The following is a 17,252-nucleotide window of genomic DNA, read 5'->3' as shown; positions in this document are numbered from 1 at the left end:
GTCATGGCCAAACCTGGATTTCGCCTCGCGCTGTTTGCCACCCTGCTGGCGCTGATTGTGGTGCTTTTGGGCGCCTACACGCGCCTGACCCATGCCGGTCTCGGTTGCCCCGACTGGCCGGGTTGCTATGGCTTTATCAGCGTGCCGAAAAGCGAGGCCCAGTTGGCCCATGCCGAGTTGCACTTCCCGGACACGCCGGTGGAGGCCGACAAGGGCTGGAACGAGATGATCCATCGCTATGCAGCAGGCACCCTGGGGCTGCTGATCGCGCTGTTGGCCACCCGCGCCTGGACTCATCGCCGGCATCCGGGGCAGCCCTTGAAGCTACCGTTGTTCCTGCTGGCGGTGGTGCTCGCCCAGGCGGCCTTTGGCATGTGGACGGTGACGCTCAAGCTGTGGCCGCAGGTGGTCACCGGGCATTTACTGGGTGGCTTCGCGACCTTGAGCCTGTTGTTTCTGCTGACCCTGCGTTTGTCCGGGGTGTTGCCGGCGCTGATCGTGCCCCGGCGCCTGCAGTATTGGGCCACGGCCGGCCTGGTGCTGGTGATCGGGCAGATCGCCCTCGGTGGCTGGGTCAGTTCCAACTATGCGGCGGTGGCCTGTATCGATTTGCCGACCTGTCATGGTGAGTGGTGGCCGGCAGCGGACTTTGCCAATGGCTTTCACCTGACCCAGCATATCGGCCCCAACTACCTGGGCGGGCAACTGGACAGTGATGCACGCACGGCGATTCACCTGACCCATCGCCTGGGCGCGCTGGTGGTGACTGTGGCGCTGCTGGGCCTGGCCTGGCAGCTCAAGGCGGTGGGCATGACCCGCCTGGCGGGCCTGCTGCTGGTTGCCCTGGCCGTGCAGATCGGCCTGGGCCTGAGCAATGTGTACTTTCATTTGCCGCTGCCGGTGGCGGTCGCCCATAACGCTGGCGGCGCAGCGTTGTTGCTGACCCTGGTGCTGGTCAATTACCACGCCCGTACCAGCCTGGTGCGGGTCCGCCACCAAGTGCCGTTCGGTTGGCGCTTCAGCCCGCGCAAACAGGTTGCGGGCCTGATCACCCTTAAAGGAGAGATGCCATGGCGACCTTGATTGGCGAGCGTCCCGGCCAGGCTATCTGGCGTGACTACCTGGAGCTGACCAAGCCCAAGGTGGTGGTGCTGATGCTGATTACGTCGCTGGTGGGCATGTTTCTCGCCACCCGCGCCGGGGTGCCGTGGCCGGTGCTGATCTTCGGCAACCTGGGGATTGCCCTGTGTGCCGGTGGCGCCGCAGCGGTCAACCATGTGGTGGACCGGCGCATCGACGCGCTGATGGCGCGCACCCACAAGCGGCCGTTGGCTGAAGGCCGGGTTTCCCCGGCTGCCGCGCTGACGTTTGCCCTGGCGCTGGCGGTGGCCGGGCTGGCGTTGCTGCTGGCGTTTACCAACCCGTTGGCGGCCTGGCTGACCCTGGCCTCGCTGCTGGGCTATGCGGTGATCTACACCGGTTTTCTCAAGCGGGCGACGCCGCAGAACATCGTGATCGGCGGCCTGGCCGGCGCGGCGCCGCCGTTGCTCGGCTGGGTGGCGGTCACCGGCCATGTGAGCGCCGAGCCGTTGCTGCTGGTGCTGATCATCTTCGCCTGGACCCCGCCGCACTTCTGGGCCCTGGCCATCCATCGCAAGGAGGAGTACGCCAAGGCCGATATCCCGATGCTGCCGGTGACCCACGGCGAGCACTACACCAAGGTGCATATCCTGCTGTACACCTTCGCGCTGCTGGCGGTGAGCCTGATGCCCTATGTGATCCACATGAGCGGGCTGTTGTACCTCGGTTGTGCGCTGGTTCTGGGTGCGCGCTTTCTGCAATGGGCCTGGGTGCTGTACCGTGGCAGTCGGCCGCACGCGGCGATCAATACCTTCAAGTACTCTATCTGGTACCTGTTTTTGCTATTTATCGCCCTGCTCGTAGACCACTACTTATTGTTGAACCTATGACTCGAACTCAAAAAACTGTCTTTATCCTGGTGGCCGTCGTGGCGTTGATCATGGGCCTGACCGTCAACAAAGTGCTGTCTGGCAAGGGCCAGGGCGACCCTACGGCATTGATCGACGCGGGCATTATCCTGCTGCCGCAAAGCCGCCAGCTGCCGCCCGTGACCATGACCAACCAGGACGGCCAGCCGGTGCTGGTCAATGAGTTGAAGGGCAAGTGGAGCGTGCTGTTCTTTGGCTACACCTTCTGCCCGGACATCTGCCCGACCACCCTGGCCCAACTGCGGCAGATCAAGAGCGAGCTGCCCAAGGACGTGGTGGATAAGCTGCAGGTGATCCTGGTCAGCGTTGACCCGCATCGCGATACCCCGACCCAGCTCAAACAGTACTTGAGCTACTTCGATCCGCAATTTGCAGGGTTGACCGGGGCGAATGTGGAGGATGTGCAGAAGGTCTCGAATGCGGTGAGCATTCCGTTCATTCCGGCCGACACCAGCAAGCCGAACTACACCGTCGACCACAGCGGCAACCTGGCATTGATCGGCCCGGATGGCAGCCAGCGCGGGTTTATCCGTGCGCCGTTGAATAACCAGAAGCTGGTGGCGCAGTTGCCCGGGTTGTTGCAGCGCAACTGAGCTGACAACACAGATCAAGTGTGGGAGCTGGCTTGCCTGCGATAGCGTCAGGTCAGCCAGCCTCTTGGTTGCTGACCCACCGCGATCGCAGGCAAGCCAGCTCCCACATTTTGCTTTGCTCGGCTTCAGAGATCGTCTTTCAGATCAAACGCCGGCAGGATCGCGCCTTTGTACTTCTCGTTGATGAATTTCTTCACTTCCGGAGTGTGCAGGGCTTTGACCAGTTTTTGCACCGCGTCCGAATCCTTGTTGTCCTCGCGGGTCACCAGGATATTGACGTAAGGCGAGTCGTTGCCTTCGATCGCCAGGGCATCCTTGGACGGGTCCAGCTTGGCTTCCAGGGCGTAGTTGGTGTTGATCAGGGCCAGGTCGACCTGGGTCAGCACGCGCGGCAGGGTGGCGGCTTCCAGTTCGCGGAATTTCAGGCCTTTTTCGTTGCCGGTGATGTCCTTGATGGTCGACAGGATATCGGTCGGGTTCTTCAAGGTGATCAGGCCCTTGCTGGCCAGCAGCAACAGCGCGCGGCCGCCGTTGGTGGCGTCGTTGGGGATCACCACGTTGGCGCCGTTCGGCAGCTCGGCCAGGCTCTTGTACTTGCTGGAGTACGCGCCCAGCGGCTCCAGGTGCACGCCGGCGACGCTCACCAGGTGGGTGCCCTTGGCCTTGTTGAACTCATCCAGGTACGGCTGGTGCTGGAAGAAGTTGGCGTCCAGGCGTTTTTCGGCCACTTGTACGTTCGGCTGCACGTAGTCGGTGAACACCTTGACCTTCAGGTCCACGCCTTGCGCGGCCAGGGCCGGCTTCACGAACTCAAGGATCTCAGCGTGCGGCACCGGGGTCGCGGCGACCGTCAGGGTCTCGGCGGCGTGGGCGGAAAATGCGGCAACCGCGGCGAAAGCAACCAGTAGTTTTTTCATCCAACAAGCTCCTTGTTCGGGCATGCCGGCGGGGGCCGGCAATGGCCGTTATTTTCGAGAATAGTGGGTCACCAGCTTATCGCCGATGGTTTGCAGAATCTGCACGAGCACAATCAACATCACCACGGTCACGACCATGACGTCATCCTGGAAACGCTGGTAGCCATACCGGATCGCCAGGTCGCCCAGGCCACCGGCACCCACCACACCCGCCATGGCGGTGTAGCCCACCAGGGCAATGGCGGTCACGGTGATTGCAGCAATGATGCCCGGCTTTGCCTCGGGCAGCAGCGCCTTGGTGATGATCTGCCGGGTGGTCGCGCCCATGGCCTGGGTCGCCTCGATGATGCCGCGATCGACCTCGCGCAGGGCGGTTTCCACCAGCCGCGCGAAGAACGTCGAAGCGCCTACCACCAGCGGTGGAATCGCGCCGGCCACGCCCAGCGAAGTGCCCGTGAGGAACACGGTCGTCGGGATCATCACGATCAGCAGAATGATAAACGGCAGCGAACGTATGGCGTTGACCACGAAGGCCAGGGCGGCATAGGTGGTTTTCTGCTCCAGCAACTGCCGTGGGCTGAAGAGAAACAGCAGGATGCCCAGCGGCAGGCCCACCAGCACGGTGAAAAACAGCGAGGTGCCGAGCATCAGCAGGGTGTCGTTGGTGGCCACCCAGATATCAGCCCAGTCGACGTTGTCGAAGTAATGCAGTAGCACGTCCATTAACGCAGGACCTCCATGTGCACATCGGCGGCGGTAAAGCGCGCGAACGCCGCTTCCATGTCACCGCCGGTGATGGCCAGGGTCAGTTGCCCGTAAGGGGTATCTTTGATGTGGTCGATGCGACCGGCAAGGATGCTGTAGTCCACACCTGTTTCGCGGGCGACGGTACCCAGCAGTGGCGCGTAGGTCGCTTCGCCCTGGAACGTCAGGCGCACGATGCGGCCCGGCACATGGGCGAACACATCGCGCTGCTCACCTTCATCGACCTGCTCGGCTTCTTGCACAAAGCGCTTGGTGGTCGGGTGCGTGGGGTGCAGAAACACCTGGGCCACCGGGCCTTGCTCGACAATCACCCCGGCATCCATCACCGCGACCTGGTCGCAGACACGGCGGATCACGTCCATTTCATGGGTGATCAGCACGATGGTCAGCTTCAGCTCGCGGTTGATCTCGGCCAGCAATTGCAGGACCGAGGCGGTGGTCTGTGGGTCGAGGGCGCTGGTGGCTTCGTCGCACAGCAGGATTTTCGGCTTGGTGGCCAGGGCACGGGCAATGCCGACGCGCTGCTTCTGGCCGCCGGACAGTTGCGCCGGGTACTTCCTGGCGTGGTCGGCGAGGCCGACCCGGTCCAGCAGTTCGGCCACGCGCGCATCGATCTCGCGGCGCGACAGTTCGCCCGCCAGGGTCAGCGGCAGCGCGACGTTGTCGGCAACGGTCTTGGAGGCCAGCAGGTTGAAGTGCTGGAAGATCATCCCGACCTGCTGCCGGAAACGGCGCAGGCCGTTGGCATCCAGGGCGGTGACTTCTTCGCCATCCACCTGGATCTGGCCGCCCGAAGGCTCTTCGAGGCGATTGATCAGGCGCAGCAGAGTACTTTTTCCCGCGCCGGAATGGCCGATCAGGCCAAACACCTGGCCGTTCTCGACGCGCAGGCTGGTGGGATGCAGTGCGGGGATATCCTTGCCGGCGACCCGGTAGGTTTTATGGACGTTATGAAACTCGATCACGTAGCGAACCTTGTGGGGCGCATTGAAAAGGGATCAGCGGTTAGCCGGGCGCGCATTTTAGCCTGTCCGTATAGTGTTTCTTAGCATTTATTTCGTATTCAACCAGCGATTTGGCAATAACGCGATCAAAGGTCATAAAAAAGGAACGGTAAAAAATCCCGTCAGTCACTACTTAAGCAACTCGATTTCCCGGGTGCCGTGCCCGGGGTTTTGCTCAAACGAGCCAGGGACCGCTCTGGCCTACGCAAACGAGGAGTTTTGTCTGATGAGTACCAAAAAACCCGCTACGCCGCCCAAGAGCGAGCTTGCAGGCACCGATACCCTGGACCGTGGCAACACCAATGCCAAGCTGCAAAGCCTGGAGAAGTCTCGTTCTGACGCCACCGGCCAGGCGCTGCGCACTAATCAGGGGGTGAAAATCTCCGATAACCAGAACACGTTGAAAGTCGGCGCGCGTGGGCCTTCGCTGCTGGAAGATTTCATCATGCGTGAAAAGATCACGCACTTTGACCACGAGCGTATCCCGGAGCGTATCGTGCACGCCCGCGGCACTGGCGCCCATGGCTACTTCCAGACCTATGAAAACCATTCGGCGCTGACCAAGGCGGGTTTTTTACGTGACCCTGGCCGTAAAACCCCGGTGTTCACGCGCTTTTCCACGGTGCAGGGCCCACGTGGTTCAGGCGATACGGTGCGTGATGTGCGCGGCTTTGCCGTGAAGTTCTTCACCGACGAAGGCAACTTCGACCTGGTGGGCAACAACATGCCGGTATTTTTCATTCAGGACGCGATCAAGTTTCCTGACTTCGTGCATGCGGTAAAACCTGAGCCGCACAACGAAATTCCTACCGGCGGCTCGGCCCACGATACTTTCTGGGATTTTGTCTCGCTGCAGCCGGAATCGGCGCACATGGTGATCTGGGCGATGTCCGACCGCGCCATTCCAAAAAGCCTACGCAGCATGCAGGGTTTTGGGGTGCACACGTTCCGCCTGGTGAATGCCGAGGGTCAATCCAACTTCGTCAAATTCCACTGGCGTCCGACGGCGGGCACCTGCTCCCTGGTGTGGGATGAGGCGCAAAAGCTGGCCGGTAAAGATACCGATTACCATCGTCGCGACCTGTGGGATGCGATCGAGATGGGCGATTACCCGGAGTGGGAATTGGGCGTACAGGTGATTCCGGAAGATAAGGAGCACGCGTTCGACTTCGATATTCTCGACCCGACCAAGCTGATCCCTGAAGAGTTGGTGCCCATCACCCCGCTGGGCAAGATGGTGCTCAATCGCAACCCGGACAACTTCTTCGCCGAAGTCGAACAGGTCGCGTTCTGCCCGGGGCATATCGTGCCGGGTATCGATTTCTCCAATGACCCGCTGCTGCAAGGTCGCCTGTTTTCCTACACCGATACGCAGATCAGCCGACTAGGTGGCCCGAACTTTCACCAGTTGCCGATCAATCAGCCGCTGACGCCACTGCATAACAACCAGCGCGATGCCATGCACCGCAGCACCATCGATAAAGGTCGTGCCGCGTACGAGCCGAACTCCATCGACGGCGGCTGGCCGAAAGAAACTGCGCCGGCAGCGCAGGACGGTGGTTTCGAGTCCTACCCGGAGCGTATCGACGCGCACAAGATCCGCGAGCGCAGTGAGTCCTTTGGCGATCACTTTTCCCAGGCGCGCCTGTTTTTCAACAGCATGAGCAAGCACGAGCAGGAACACATCATCGCGGCCTATAGCTTTGAGCTGGGCAAGGTCGAGCGTGAGTTTATCCGGGCGCGCCAGGTCAATGAGATCCTGGCCAATATCGACCTCGGGCTGGCCAAGCGTGTAGCGCAGAACCTGGGCCTGCCGGCACCGAAAAAAGGCACCGTGCCGGTGCGCAAGACCGCGCCAGAGCGCTCGCCGGCCTTGAGCCAGGCCAACTTGCTGGCGGGCAATATCAAGACGCGCAAGGTGGCGATCCTGGCCGCCAATGGTGTGGATGGTGCCGCGATTGCCGCGCTGAAAAAGGCGCTGGCCGCAGAAGGTGCCCATGCCAAGTTGCTCGGGCCGACCTCGGCGCCGGTCACCACGGCCGATGGCAAGAGCCTGGCGGTGGACGCGTCGATGGAAGGCTTGCCGTCGGTGGCATTCGATGCGGTGTTTGTGCCGGGCGGGGCGAAGTCGATCCAGGCATTGAGCGGCGATGGCGTGGCGTTGCATTACCTGCTGGAGGCCTACAAGCACTTGAAGGCGATTGCCTTGGCCGGTGAGGCGAAGCAGTTGCTGGAGGTGTTGAAGCTGGAGGTGGATGCGGGGTTGATTGTGGGCGGTGATGCCAAGGCGTTGAAGGCGTTTATTGCGGCGATTGCCCAGCATCGGGTGTGGGAGCGCGAGCCTAGGGCCAAGGCGGTTCCGGCTTAAGTTTCTGGTTGTTTGACAGGGCCTCATCGCCGGCAAGCCGGCTCCCACGTTGAAATGTATTGCACTGTGGGGGCCGGCTTGCCGGCGATGGGCGTCAGTCCGCCTTACGCGGAATCAGCACCACCTGGGCCGGTATGTGTTTGAGAATCTGCCGGTGGATCTTCAGGTCATACCCTGAGTCAATCCGCTTCACTCGTTTAGTCAACAGCGTGTTCAGCCACGGGTAATCCTCGGTGCGCGGCACCTGGATGCTCACGTCACACTGGTAATTCACCACATCGGTGGCGATGGCATCCAGTTGATGGCGCAATTGCTGGATATCCGTGAGGTTCAGCGCAACCGTGGTGCTCTCGGCGGCGGGGTCGATGACCTTGGCCGGTGGCTTGGCTTCGGCGGCTTTAAGGGCGGCTTCGGCTTTATCCAGCTCGGCTTTGCGGGCGTGGGCGATGGCGCTGTTGACCCCGCCAGTCAGTGCCGGAGCCTTGGGCATCAGGGCCCGGGCGCGGCTCAAGGCCGTAGCGGCGGCGTTGACATCACCTTTTTGCAGGACGATCTGGCTGCGCTGCAAATAGGCTTCGGCCAGTTGGCGCTGATAAGGCTCCAGCGCCGGATCGTCAGGCGATTGGGCCTGCAAGGCCGCCAGTTGGTCTTCGGCGGTAGCCAGCTCACTGCTGGCCAGGTTTTGTTCCAGCTGTGCAATGGCCGCAGCGCGCGCGTCCGGCGCCTCGGGGGCGACGGGCGGGGTGCTTTGGCAGGCGCCCAGCAGCAGGGAAAATGCGGCAAGGAGCAGATAACGGGAGGTGAACGGCTTCATTCCTGCGACTCTCTAATTGCGCAAAAAGCGAGCAAGTCTACACCCCTCGACGGGGCAGGACAAAACTCAGCAGAAACAGTGCGGCGGCCGTGACCACAATCGACGGCCCGGCCGGGGTGTCCTTGAACCAGGACAGCGTCAGGCCACCACACACGGCAAGCATCCCCAGCAAACTGGCGCCAACCGCCATCTGTTCCGGCGAACGGGCATGACGCTGGGCGGCTGCGGCGGGGATGATCAACAGCGACGTGATCAACAATACGCCGACAATCTTCATTGCGACAGCGATCACCACGGCGATCAGCAACATCAGGGTCATGCGCAGTGCGGGTACTGGCAAGCCTTCGACGGTGGCCAGTTGTTCGTGGACGGTAATTGCCAGCAGCGGGCGCCACAGGGCCACGAGCAGGATCAATACTGCCGCGCTGCCGCCGAGAATCCAGGCCAGGTCCGTGGGGCTGATCGCCAGCAGGTCGCCGAACAGGTAGGCCATCAGGTCGATACGTACTTCGTGCATAAAACTCAGCACCACCAGGCCCAGGGACAGGGTGCTCGGCGCGAGGATCCCCAGTAGCGTGTCCGAGGCCAGGGGCTGGCGCTGTTGCAGGGTCACCAGCAGCACTGCCAGCAGCAGGCAGCCGACGGTTACCGCGATGGTCGGGCTGACGTCCAGCAAAAAGCCCAGGGCCACGCCGAGCAGGGCCGCGTGGGACAAGGTGTCGCCAAAGTAGGCCATGCGCCGCCAGACCACGAAGGAGCCCAACGGGCCCGCCACCAGCGCCAAAGCCAAGCCTGCAAGCAGGGCGTAGAGCAGAAAATCAGCCATGCTTGCAGCCATCTCCGTGGACGTGGGTATGAGGGGCGATCGGATCGGCAACCACCGCGCCATGCAGGTCATGGGCATGATCGTGACGGTGGTGGTAAATCGCCAGGCTCTGCGCATTCTTGCCGAACAGTTCGACGAAGGCCGGGTCGCCGCTGACCTGTTCCGGGTGGCCGGAGCAGCAGACGTGGCGGTTGAGGCACACCACCTGGTCGGTAGTGCTCATCACCAGGTGCAGATCGTGGGACACCATCAGCACGCCGCAGCCATGCCGGTCGCGCAGGCGGGTGATCAGGCTGTAGAGCTCGGCCTGGCCGGCAACGTCGACGCCTTGCACCGGTTCATCGAGCACCAGCAATTCGGGCTCGCGCAGCAGGGCCCGGGCTAGCAGCACGCGCTGCATCTCGCCACCGGAGATACTTTGCACCGGGCTGTCGATGACCTGCTCGGCCCCCACTTCCTTGAGCGCGGCCAGGGCGCGGGTGCGGTCCACGCCGGGCACCAGGCGCAGGAAGCGCAGCACCGACAGCGGCAGGGTTGGGTCGACGTGCAGTTTCTGCGGCATATAGCCGATGCGCAGCTTGGGCTTGCGCCAGACACTGCCGCTGTCGGGCTTGAGCAGGCCTAGCACGGCGCGCACCAGGGTGGTCTTGCCGGCGCCGTTGGGGCCGATCAGGGTGACGATCTGCCCCGGCTCGACGCTCAGGTCAATGTTGTCCAACACGTTCTGGTCGGCGAACGTGACGCCGACCTGTTCCAGGCGGATCAGCGCAGTGCTCATCAAGCCCCCTGGCAGCCCGAGCAGATGCCAACCACTTCGACGGTCTGCCCTTCGACCCGGAAGCCCACATCGCCGGCGCTCTTGATAATCGCGTCGCTGATGCTTTTTTGTTCAAGCTCGATGGCGGCGTGGCACTCGCGGCAGATCAGGAACTGGCCCTGGTGCGCGTGCTCCGGGTGGTTGCAGCCGACAAAGGCGTTCAACGAGGCGATGCGGTGCACCAGGCCGTTTTCCAGCAGGAAGTCCAGCGCACGGTACACCGTGGGCGGCGCGGCGCGGCGCCCGTCCTGCTCGCTGAGCACGCCGAGAATGTCGTAGGCACCCAGCGGCTTGTGGCTCTGCCACACCAGTTCCAGCACTCGCCGGCGCAGGGCGGTCAGGCGCAGGCCTTGGCGTGCGCACAGGGCGTCGGCCTCCGACAGTGCGTTGTGCACGCAGTGAGAGTGGTCGTGGGGACGGCTGGCAAGCGGTGTTTTAGGCATGAGCGGCGACAGATATTTGTGAGAGACGTTATTATGTTACCCGTTCCTGCTGACTTGAGTGCTCATCGTGTCCCGACTTTTTGCCGTTTTTGTCGTATTTGTCACCAGTTTATTGATTGCCGGGGCTGCCCAGGCCGAGGTTCGGGTGCTCACCAGCATCAAACCCTTACAGCTGATTGCCGCCGCTGTGCAGGACGGCGTGGCGGTTCCAGAGGTGTTATTGCCACCCGGAGCCTCGCCGCATAACTATGCATTGCGCCCATCCGACGTACGGCGTGTGCAATCGGTGGATCTGCTGTATTGGATCGGTCCGGACATGGAAGGCTTCCTGCCACGGGTCCTCAAGGGTCGCAACTTGCCCACGGTGGCCGTGCAGGAACTGCCGGGCCTGAAGCTGCGGCATTTCGCCGAAGATAATCACTCCCATGGCGAAGAAGCCGACGACCATGACCACGATCATCGCCCTGGCAGCCTGGATGCCCACTTGTGGTTGTCGCCGGTGAATGCGCGGGTGATTGCGGCCAGGATGGCGGCGGACTTGAGCGCGGCTGACCCCGCCAATGCAGAGCGCTACCAGAGCAACCTGCAAGCGTTCAACGGGCGCCTGGATGCCTTGGACCTGCGTTTGAAAGCGCGCCTGGCGGGTATCGCCGGCAAGCCTTACTTCGTGTTCCACGAAGCCTTCGACTACTTTGAAGATGCCTACGGCCTCAAGCACACCGGTGTGTTCAGCGTGGCCGCCGAAGTGCAGCCCGGCGCCCAGCATGTGGCGGCGATGCGCACGCGCTTGCAGGAAGTGGGTAAGACCTGTGTGTTCAGCGAGCCACCCTTGCGCCCGCGTCTGGCCGAGACCCTGGTGGCTGGCCTGCCGGTGAAGCTGGCGGAATTGGATGCCCTGGGCGGCTACACCCCGGCCACGGGCCAGGGGTATGAGCAGTTGCTGGAGAAGTTGGGCAATGATTTGGCAGGGTGCCTGGAGTCACTGTAGGCACACCGCCAAACCAATGTGGGAGCGGGCTTGCCCGCGATGGCGGTGTATCAGGCGCTCATTAGGTGACTGACACGCCTCATCGCGGGCAAGCCCGCTCCCACAGCGTTAGAGGGCGAGCGGCAGCTGGAGGGTGACCTGCTGGCGTTGTTCCAGCAGCTGTTGAAGCTCCACCGGATCGTGAATCAGCACGTCCTGCCCCGCAAACGTCTCTGCTGCAATCAGGCGGGACAGCCAGAACCGCACACACGCCACGCGCAGCATCGTCGGCCACAGCTCGGCTTCCCTGGTGCTGAACGGCCGCAGTGCCGCATAGGCGCCCAGCAGTGCGCGGGCGCGGTGGCCGTCGATCACCCCGGCGGCGTCCGAGCACCAGTCATTGAGGGCAATCGCCACGTCGTACAGCATTGGCCCGGAGCATGCGTTATAGAAGTCGATCAACCCGGTCAGGTGGGTGCCTTCGAACATCGCGTTGTCGCGAAACAGGTCGGCGTGGATATTGGCCCGTGGCAGCGTGAGGATCTGACCTTTGAGCTGCTGGATTTCATCCAGCGCCATTTGCAACAGTTGCTGTTGGTGGGCGTCGAGGTGCGAGATCAGCTGCGTGCCCTCGTCGAGCATCCAATCCAGCCCGCGATCGGTCTTGCGTTCCAGCACCTTGTCGCCCTGGGTGGCCAGGTGCAGGTGAGCGAGTAATTCACCCACTTGCACGCAATGCTGGGCATTGGCCTCCTTGATGTGCTTGCCCGCCAGGCGCGGTTGCAGCAGCGCCGGCTTGCCTGCCAATTCGCGCAGGGCCACGCCGTCGGTGGTGCGCAGGGCGTAAGGCACGGGCAGGTCGGCGTCGTGGAGTACGTCCAGCAGTTCGATGAAGAACGGCATTTCGTCCACGGGGCCGCGTTCAACCAGGGTCAGGACAAATTCGCCCTGTTCCAGGCTGATAAAGAAGTTGGTGTTTTCGCTACCAGCGGCAATCCCCTGGAAATCGAGCAGGCGGCCGAGCCCATAAGGGGCGAGAAAGGTTTCCAGCTCGGGCCGAGCCAGGGGGGTGAACACAGACATGGTTAAAACTGCCAGTACGGGCGCCGCAGGCCGCGGCGCCGATTAAAGTTAAGAAATCATTTCCATTCGAAGATCTTCCATGACGGGATCAGCATATCCGGCTGGTCCGAGCGGATGAAGTTCGCATCGGTTCCGTCCGCGCGCACCAAAAAGTACGGGGGTGCGCCCTTGGGCGTTACCTTGATGGCATACAGGAAACCGTTTTGGCGGTATTCCTGGATGGTCTTGTCGCCTTCCGTGCGAATGGTGACTTGCGGGTCTCCCGAGGGAGCGTCGTCTGCCGCCATGGCAGCCATCGGAGCGAGTGCAATCAAGCCGGTCAACAGCAGGCGATTGAATGTACGCATGATAACCTTGTCCCTTTGTTGTCATTGGTCCGGCTATTCTAGCGCCAGACCCGCCGAAAAGGTTGATCCTGCTCATGAGCCAAGCCCCCCTCGTCCTGGTGGACGGTTCTTCATATCTGTACCGCGCCTTCCACGCGCTGCCGCCGTTGACCACGTCCAAAGGCCTGCCGACCGGTGCGGTCAAGGGCGTGTTGAACATGCTCAAAAGCCTGCGCAAGCAGTACCCGGACAGCCCGTTCGCGGTCGTGTTCGACGCCAAGGGCGGGACATTTCGCGATGACATGTACGCCGAATACAAGGCCAACCGTCCGAGCATGCCCGATGACATGCGCGTGCAGATCGAGCCGCTGCACCAGAGCGTGATCGCCCTGGGCTTCCCACTGCTGTGCGTCGAAGGCGTCGAAGCGGATGACGTGATCGGCACCCTGGCCCGCAGCAGTGCTGCCGCCAACCGCCCGGTGGTGATCTCCACGGGTGACAAGGACATGGCACAGCTGGTCGATGGGCACATTACCTTGGTCAACACCATGACCGGTAGCGCCATGGATATCGACGGCGTAAAGGAGAAATTTGGGGTCGCTCCCGAGCAGATCATCGACTATCTGGCATTGATGGGCGATTCCTCCGACAACATCCCAGGCGTTCCAGGTATCGGTCCTAAGACCGCTTCGGGGCTATTGGTCGGTGTGAACGGCGGCCTGAAAGAGCTGTACGAGCAACTGGATATTGTCCCGACCTTGCCGATCCGTGGGGCCAAGACCCTGCCGGCCAAGCTGGAAGAGTATAAAGAGATGGCATTCCTGTCCTACCAGTTGGCGACCATCAAGGTCGACGTGCCCCTGGATGTTGGCCTGGAAGACTTGCACCTGATCGAGCCGGATCGCGAGAAGCTGCTGGAGCTGTACACCCTGCTGGAGTTCAAGAGCTGGATCGACGAGATTCAGCGCGATGCCAAGCGCGTCGAGCTCAAGGCCGCCGCGGACGTTGCACCGGCTCAGGTTGCAGTTGAGGCCCAGGCGCCTGTGGCCCCGGTCCAGGCGCAGTACGAGACCATCCTCGACCAGGCCCGTTTTGACGTCTGGCTGAAAAAACTCAATGACGCCAAGTTGTTTGCCTTCGATACCGAAACCACCGGTGTCGACGCCCAGCAGGCGCAACTGGTGGGGGTTTCGTTTGCCGTGCAGGCCAACGAAGCGGCCTACATCCCGCTGACCCATTCCTACATCGGCGTGCCCGAGCAATTGGATCGCGATACGGTGTTGTTGGCCCTCAAGCCGCTGCTGGAGGACCCGAACAAGCTCAAGGTCGGCCAGCACGCCAAGTTCGACATGAATATCCTGGCCAATTGCGCCATCGGCGGCGACCCGGCGCACGGCATCACCGTGCGCGGCATCGCCTTCGACACCATGCTCGAATCCTACGTGCTGAACTCCACCGCGACCCGTCACGACATGGACAGCCTGGCGAAGAAGTACCTGGAACATGACACCGTCAGCTTCCAGGACATCGCCGGCAAAGGCGCCAAGCAACTGACCTTCGACCAGATTGCCCTGGAGCAGGCCGGCCCCTACGCCGCCGAAGACGCCGATGTGACCCTGCGCCTGCACCTGGCGCTGTATGAGCAGCTCTGCGCCCTGCCGAGCCTGGCCAGCGTGCTGACGGATATCGAGATGCCATTGGTGCCGGTGCTGGCACGGATCGAGCGCCAGGGTGCCCTGGTGGATGCAGCGTTGCTTGGCGTGCAGAGCATCGAGCTGGGCAACAAGATGGTGGAGCTGGAGCGCCAGGCGTACGAGATCGCCGGTGAGGAGTTCAACCTGGGTTCGCCCAAGCAGTTGGGGGCTATCCTCTACGAAAAGCTCGGGCTGCCGGTATTGAAGAAGACTGGCAAGGGCCAGGCCTCTACCGCCGAGGAAGTACTGGCCAAACTGGCCGAAGATGACTATCCATTGCCCAAGGTGCTGATGCAGTACCGCAGCATGAGCAAGCTCAAAAGCACCTACACCGATCGTTTGCCCGAGCAGATCAACCTCCGTACCGGGCGTATCCATACCTCTTATCACCAGGCGGTGGCGGCCACCGGGCGCCTGTCGTCCAGTGATCCGAACCTGCAGAACATCCCGGTGCGCACGGCCGAAGGCCGGCGGATCCGCCAGGCGTTCGTCGCACCCAAGGGCTACAAGCTGCTGGCGGCGGACTACTCGCAAATCGAGCTGCGGATCATGGCGCACCTGTCCAAGGACGAAGGCTTGCTCAACGCCTTTCGCGACAACCTGGATGTGCACACGGCCACGGCGGCCGAGGTGTTCAAGGTCGAACTGGACGAGGTCACGTCCGATCAGCGCCGCAGCGCCAAGGCGATCAACTTCGGCCTGATCTACGGCATGGGCGCGCAGAAGCTGGGCAAGGACATTGGCGTCGATACCAAGACGGCCAAGGCCTATATAGATGTGTACTTCGCCCGCTACCCAGGGGTGCGCGAGTACATGGAGCGCACCCGCGCCCAGGCTTCCGACCAGGGCTATGTGGAAACCCTGTTCGGGCGCCGCCTGTACTTGCCGGATATTCACTCCAACAAGCCGCAGGAGCGCGCAGGCGCAGAACGCACCGCGATCAACGCGCCGATGCAGGGGACTGCCGCCGATATCATCAAGAAGGCCATGGTCAAGGTCGACAACTGGCTGACGGAGTCGGGGCTCGACGCCAAGGTCATCCTGCAGGTGCACGATGAATTGGTGGTCGAGGTCCGTGAGGACCTGGTGGCTGAAGTCAGCGAGAAGATTCGCGAGCACATGAGCAGTGCCGCGCAACTGGATGTGCCGCTGCTGGTGGAGGTCGGCGTGGGCGATAACTGGGACCAGGCGCACTGATTATCCGGCAGTGCTGCGGCATGAGGTCGCAGCGTTGCCTATAGATCGGAAATATCCGAGGGTTATTTCCAATAGTTTTTCCGGGGCGCCGGAACTTAACCCATGAAAAGTCACTCAGAGTTACTGAATGGGTGGTGAAGCCCTTCAATGCTCCTATGTTGTGTTAAGTGTTGGCAGATATCTGGACCCCGCCCTAGCGGTCCGGAACTTGGACCCCGAACTTCCCCTCCCCATACGAAGTCCGGGGTTTTTTTTGCCCGCAGAAAAGTTATTCGGCCAGTTCTGCGCCCTTGTCCGCCAGTTCCATCCAGCCTGCCAGCACGGTATAGGCATCTTCCAGGCCCATGCGCTTGGGTGCCGAGAACAGCTGGATGGTGATGGCATCACCCCAACCTTTACGGATTTGTGCCTGCACTTTGAGCAAGGTGCCCTTGGCGGCGCCGTAGGTCAGCTTGTCGGCCTTGGTCAGCAGGATGTGCATTGGCATGCCGCTGGCGACTGCCCAATCGAGCATCAGCAGGTCGAAATCGGTCATTGGATGACGGATATCCATCATCAGGATCAGCCCTTTCAAACTCTCGCGGCCACCCAGATACGCTTCCAGGTGACGCTGCCAGTGCAGCTTCAATGGGATAGGTACTTTTGCGTAACCGTAGCCCGGCAGGTCGACCAGACGCCGATCATCGTCTAGCTTGAAGAAGTTGAGCAGTTGCGTGCGGCCTGGGGTTTTCGAGGTGCGAGCCAGGCTGGCATGGGTCAGGGTGTTGAGCGCGCTGGACTTGCCGGCGTTGGAGCGCCCGGCGAAGGCCACTTCAAAGCCTTCGTCGTCGGGGCATTGGTCGACTTTGGCGGCGCTGAGCATGAACGTGGACTGTTGGCACAGACCGAGGATGGGGTTCTTGAGTTGCATGGGATTTCCGATGTGGGCGGTGCCGGGAATGGGTGCGGCAAGTAGTGTCGTTCCCGTTTCAGTAGCGCCAGTATATAATGCCGCAGATTTTGTGTGTGCTTTGTCCCAGCGAAGGATGAAGTTCACGGGAGCGATAGACCTTTATTGCGCATTAGAACGCAAAACGCTTCCAAACCCTGAAAAGGTCGACGTATGACCAAGTGGCTGCTAGCTGTCGGTGTCCTGATACCACTTTACAGTGCGCAGGCTACACAGGATCCGGAAGCTGTGTACAACCGCGTTTGCGCGGCTTGCCATGCCGGGCAGTTGCCAACGGCCCCCAAGCGGGGTGACCAGGCAGCCTGGGCGCCGAGACTGGCGCAAGGCATGGATACGCTGGTGCAGCACGTGACCCAGGGTTTCAAGGCGATGCCGCCGCGTGGTTTGTGCATGGAATGCCGTGCCGAGGATTACCAGGCCATCATCCTTTTGATGAGCGAGTAGACCCGGTTCATAACTCTATAACCTTTAGCCGTAATT

17 protein-coding genes are annotated in these 17,252 nt (G+C 61.8%); 7 read left to right on the top strand and 10 right to left on the bottom strand.

The genetic code is table 11. From position 1 onward, the window contains the following. Positions 1 to 3 precede the first annotated feature (3 nt). From HBO19_RS10180 to HBO19_RS10170, 3 genes are read left to right on the top strand one after another with little or no spacing between them, the layout of a single operon-like run. Positions 4 to 1,083: a COX15/CtaA family protein gene (locus tag HBO19_RS10180; protein WP_169954109.1), complete on the top strand. Its 1,080-nt coding sequence runs from the start codon at positions 4 to 6 to the stop codon at positions 1,081 to 1,083. Further along, positions 1,071 to 1,970, top strand: coding sequence for a heme o synthase (gene cyoE, locus HBO19_RS10175; RefSeq protein ID WP_169954110.1), 900 nt, complete (start codon positions 1,071 to 1,073; stop codon positions 1,968 to 1,970). Before HBO19_RS10180 ends, cyoE begins: the two co-directional genes overlap by 13 nt. Continuing rightward, a complete protein-coding gene (locus HBO19_RS10170) occupies positions 1,967 to 2,602 on the top strand; it encodes an SCO family protein (RefSeq protein ID WP_169954111.1) in 636 nt (211 codons plus the stop codon). Before cyoE ends, HBO19_RS10170 begins: the two co-directional genes overlap by 4 nt. Positions 2,603 to 2,727: 125 nt before the next feature. On the opposite strand, the gene HBO19_RS10165 is transcribed toward HBO19_RS10170, so the two are convergent. The 3 genes from HBO19_RS10165 to HBO19_RS10155 are packed head-to-tail and all read right to left on the bottom strand — an operon-like array spanning position 2,728 to position 5,249. Beyond that, on the bottom strand, positions 2,728 to 3,519 hold the full coding sequence (locus tag HBO19_RS10165; RefSeq protein ID WP_169954112.1) for a MetQ/NlpA family ABC transporter substrate-binding protein: 792 nt from the start codon (positions 3,517 to 3,519) through the stop codon (positions 2,728 to 2,730). Between the two features lie 48 nt (positions 3,520 to 3,567). Beyond that, positions 3,568 to 4,242, bottom strand: coding sequence for a methionine ABC transporter permease (locus tag HBO19_RS10160; RefSeq protein WP_169954113.1), 675 nt, complete (start codon positions 4,240 to 4,242; stop codon positions 3,568 to 3,570). Next, positions 4,242 to 5,249 carry a methionine ABC transporter ATP-binding protein gene (locus HBO19_RS10155; RefSeq protein ID WP_170041980.1) on the bottom strand — a complete coding sequence of 336 codons (1,008 nt, stop codon included), beginning with the start codon at positions 5,247 to 5,249 and terminating at the stop codon, positions 4,242 to 4,244. The genes HBO19_RS10160 and HBO19_RS10155 overlap by 1 nt, the downstream gene beginning before the upstream one ends. A 235-nt stretch (positions 5,250 to 5,484) precedes the next feature. Between HBO19_RS10155 and katE the strand changes: the two genes are divergently transcribed. Further along, entirely contained in the window at positions 5,485 to 7,656 is a 2,172-nt protein-coding gene (gene katE, locus HBO19_RS10150) for a catalase HPII (RefSeq protein WP_262376969.1), read from the top strand. Positions 7,657 to 7,750: 94 nt separating this feature from the next. On the opposite strand, the gene HBO19_RS10145 is transcribed toward katE, so the two are convergent. The 4 genes from HBO19_RS10145 to HBO19_RS10130 are packed head-to-tail and all read right to left on the bottom strand — an operon-like array spanning position 7,751 to position 10,568. Then, positions 7,751 to 8,470, bottom strand: a complete 720-nt coding sequence (locus tag HBO19_RS10145) for a PA5502 family lipoprotein (RefSeq protein WP_170041979.1) — start codon at positions 8,468 to 8,470, stop codon at positions 7,751 to 7,753. Positions 8,471 to 8,507: 37 nt separating this feature from the next. Next, positions 8,508 to 9,296 carry a zinc ABC transporter permease subunit ZnuB gene (znuB, locus tag HBO19_RS10140; RefSeq protein WP_170057445.1) on the bottom strand — a complete coding sequence of 263 codons (789 nt, stop codon included), beginning with the start codon at positions 9,294 to 9,296 and terminating at the stop codon, positions 8,508 to 8,510. Next, positions 9,289 to 10,074, bottom strand: a complete 786-nt coding sequence (gene znuC, locus HBO19_RS10135) for a zinc ABC transporter ATP-binding protein ZnuC (RefSeq protein WP_169954116.1) — start codon at positions 10,072 to 10,074, stop codon at positions 9,289 to 9,291. The genes znuB and znuC overlap by 8 nt, the downstream gene beginning before the upstream one ends. Further along, complete coding sequence (locus HBO19_RS10130; protein WP_169851371.1) at positions 10,074 to 10,568, bottom strand: Fur family transcriptional regulator; 495 nt, start codon at positions 10,566 to 10,568, stop codon at positions 10,074 to 10,076. Before HBO19_RS10130 ends, znuC begins: the two co-directional genes overlap by 1 nt. A gap of 46 nt (positions 10,569 to 10,614) precedes the next feature. Here HBO19_RS10130 and HBO19_RS10125 point away from each other — a divergent pair, with 46 nt between their 5' ends. Continuing rightward, positions 10,615 to 11,544, top strand: a complete 930-nt coding sequence (locus HBO19_RS10125) for a zinc ABC transporter substrate-binding protein (protein WP_169954117.1) — start codon at positions 10,615 to 10,617, stop codon at positions 11,542 to 11,544. Positions 11,545 to 11,652: 108 nt separating this feature from the next. Here the strand turns inward: HBO19_RS10125 and HBO19_RS10120 are convergent, their stop codons facing one another. Both HBO19_RS10120 and HBO19_RS10115 read right to left on the bottom strand, forming a co-directional pair. Next, positions 11,653 to 12,606 (bottom strand): homoserine kinase, encoded by a 954-nt coding sequence (locus HBO19_RS10120; RefSeq protein WP_169954118.1) that lies wholly within the window; start codon positions 12,604 to 12,606, stop codon positions 11,653 to 11,655. Between the two features lie 56 nt (positions 12,607 to 12,662). Beyond that, the gene (locus HBO19_RS10115) at positions 12,663 to 12,953 is read right to left on the bottom strand and encodes a DUF2782 domain-containing protein (RefSeq protein ID WP_104911281.1); all 291 of its coding nucleotides are present in this window, start codon (positions 12,951 to 12,953) and stop codon (positions 12,663 to 12,665) included. Positions 12,954 to 13,027: 74 nt separating this feature from the next. Between HBO19_RS10115 and polA the strand changes: the two genes are divergently transcribed. Continuing rightward, on the top strand, positions 13,028 to 15,823 hold the full coding sequence (polA, locus tag HBO19_RS10110) for a DNA polymerase I (protein ID WP_170041977.1): 2,796 nt from the start codon (positions 13,028 to 13,030) through the stop codon (positions 15,821 to 15,823). A gap of 268 nt (positions 15,824 to 16,091) precedes the next feature. Here the strand turns inward: polA and yihA are convergent, their stop codons facing one another. Next, positions 16,092 to 16,733, bottom strand: a complete 642-nt coding sequence (gene yihA, locus HBO19_RS10105) for a ribosome biogenesis GTP-binding protein YihA/YsxC (protein ID WP_076963373.1) — start codon at positions 16,731 to 16,733, stop codon at positions 16,092 to 16,094. 192 nt (positions 16,734 to 16,925) lie between these two features. On the opposite strand from yihA, the gene HBO19_RS10100 reads away from it, so the two are divergent. Continuing rightward, entirely contained in the window at positions 16,926 to 17,216 is a 291-nt protein-coding gene (locus tag HBO19_RS10100; protein WP_169954120.1) for a c-type cytochrome, read from the top strand. The last annotated feature ends 36 nt before the right edge of the window (positions 17,217 to 17,252 follow it).

Origin of the sequence: Pseudomonas sp. WS 5021 (genome assembly GCF_012985535.1) — a bacterium.
Taxonomy (GTDB): Bacteria; Pseudomonadota; Gammaproteobacteria; order Pseudomonadales; family Pseudomonadaceae; genus Aquipseudomonas.
This window is presented reverse-complemented; position numbering and strand designations above follow the sequence as displayed.

Coding starts and splice junctions, on each gene's coding strand:
- HBO19_RS10180 (WP_169954109.1), top strand. CDS start 4: ATGGCCAAACCTGGATTTCGCCTCGCGCTGTTTGCCACCCTGCTGGCG.
- cyoE (WP_169954110.1), top strand. CDS start 1,071: ATGGCGACCTTGATTGGCGAGCGTCCCGGCCAGGCTATCTGGCGTGAC.
- HBO19_RS10170 (WP_169954111.1), top strand. CDS start 1,967: ATGACTCGAACTCAAAAAACTGTCTTTATCCTGGTGGCCGTCGTGGCG.
- HBO19_RS10165 (WP_169954112.1), bottom strand. CDS start 3,519: ATGAAAAAACTACTGGTTGCTTTCGCCGCGGTTGCCGCATTTTCCGCC.
- HBO19_RS10160 (WP_169954113.1), bottom strand. CDS start 4,242: ATGGACGTGCTACTGCATTACTTCGACAACGTCGACTGGGCTGATATC.
- HBO19_RS10145 (WP_170041979.1), bottom strand. CDS start 8,470: ATGAAGCCGTTCACCTCCCGTTATCTGCTCCTTGCCGCATTTTCCCTG.
- znuB (WP_170057445.1), bottom strand. CDS start 9,296: ATGGCTGATTTTCTGCTCTACGCCCTGCTTGCAGGCTTGGCTTTGGCG.
- znuC (WP_169954116.1), bottom strand. CDS start 10,074: ATGAGCACTGCGCTGATCCGCCTGGAACAGGTCGGCGTCACGTTCGCC.
- HBO19_RS10120 (WP_169954118.1), bottom strand. CDS start 12,606: ATGTCTGTGTTCACCCCCCTGGCTCGGCCCGAGCTGGAAACCTTTCTC.
- HBO19_RS10115 (WP_104911281.1), bottom strand. CDS start 12,953: ATGCGTACATTCAATCGCCTGCTGTTGACCGGCTTGATTGCACTCGCT.
- polA (WP_170041977.1), top strand. CDS start 13,028: ATGAGCCAAGCCCCCCTCGTCCTGGTGGACGGTTCTTCATATCTGTAC.
- yihA (WP_076963373.1), bottom strand. CDS start 16,733: ATGCAACTCAAGAACCCCATCCTCGGTCTGTGCCAACAGTCCACGTTC.
- HBO19_RS10100 (WP_169954120.1), top strand. CDS start 16,926: ATGACCAAGTGGCTGCTAGCTGTCGGTGTCCTGATACCACTTTACAGT.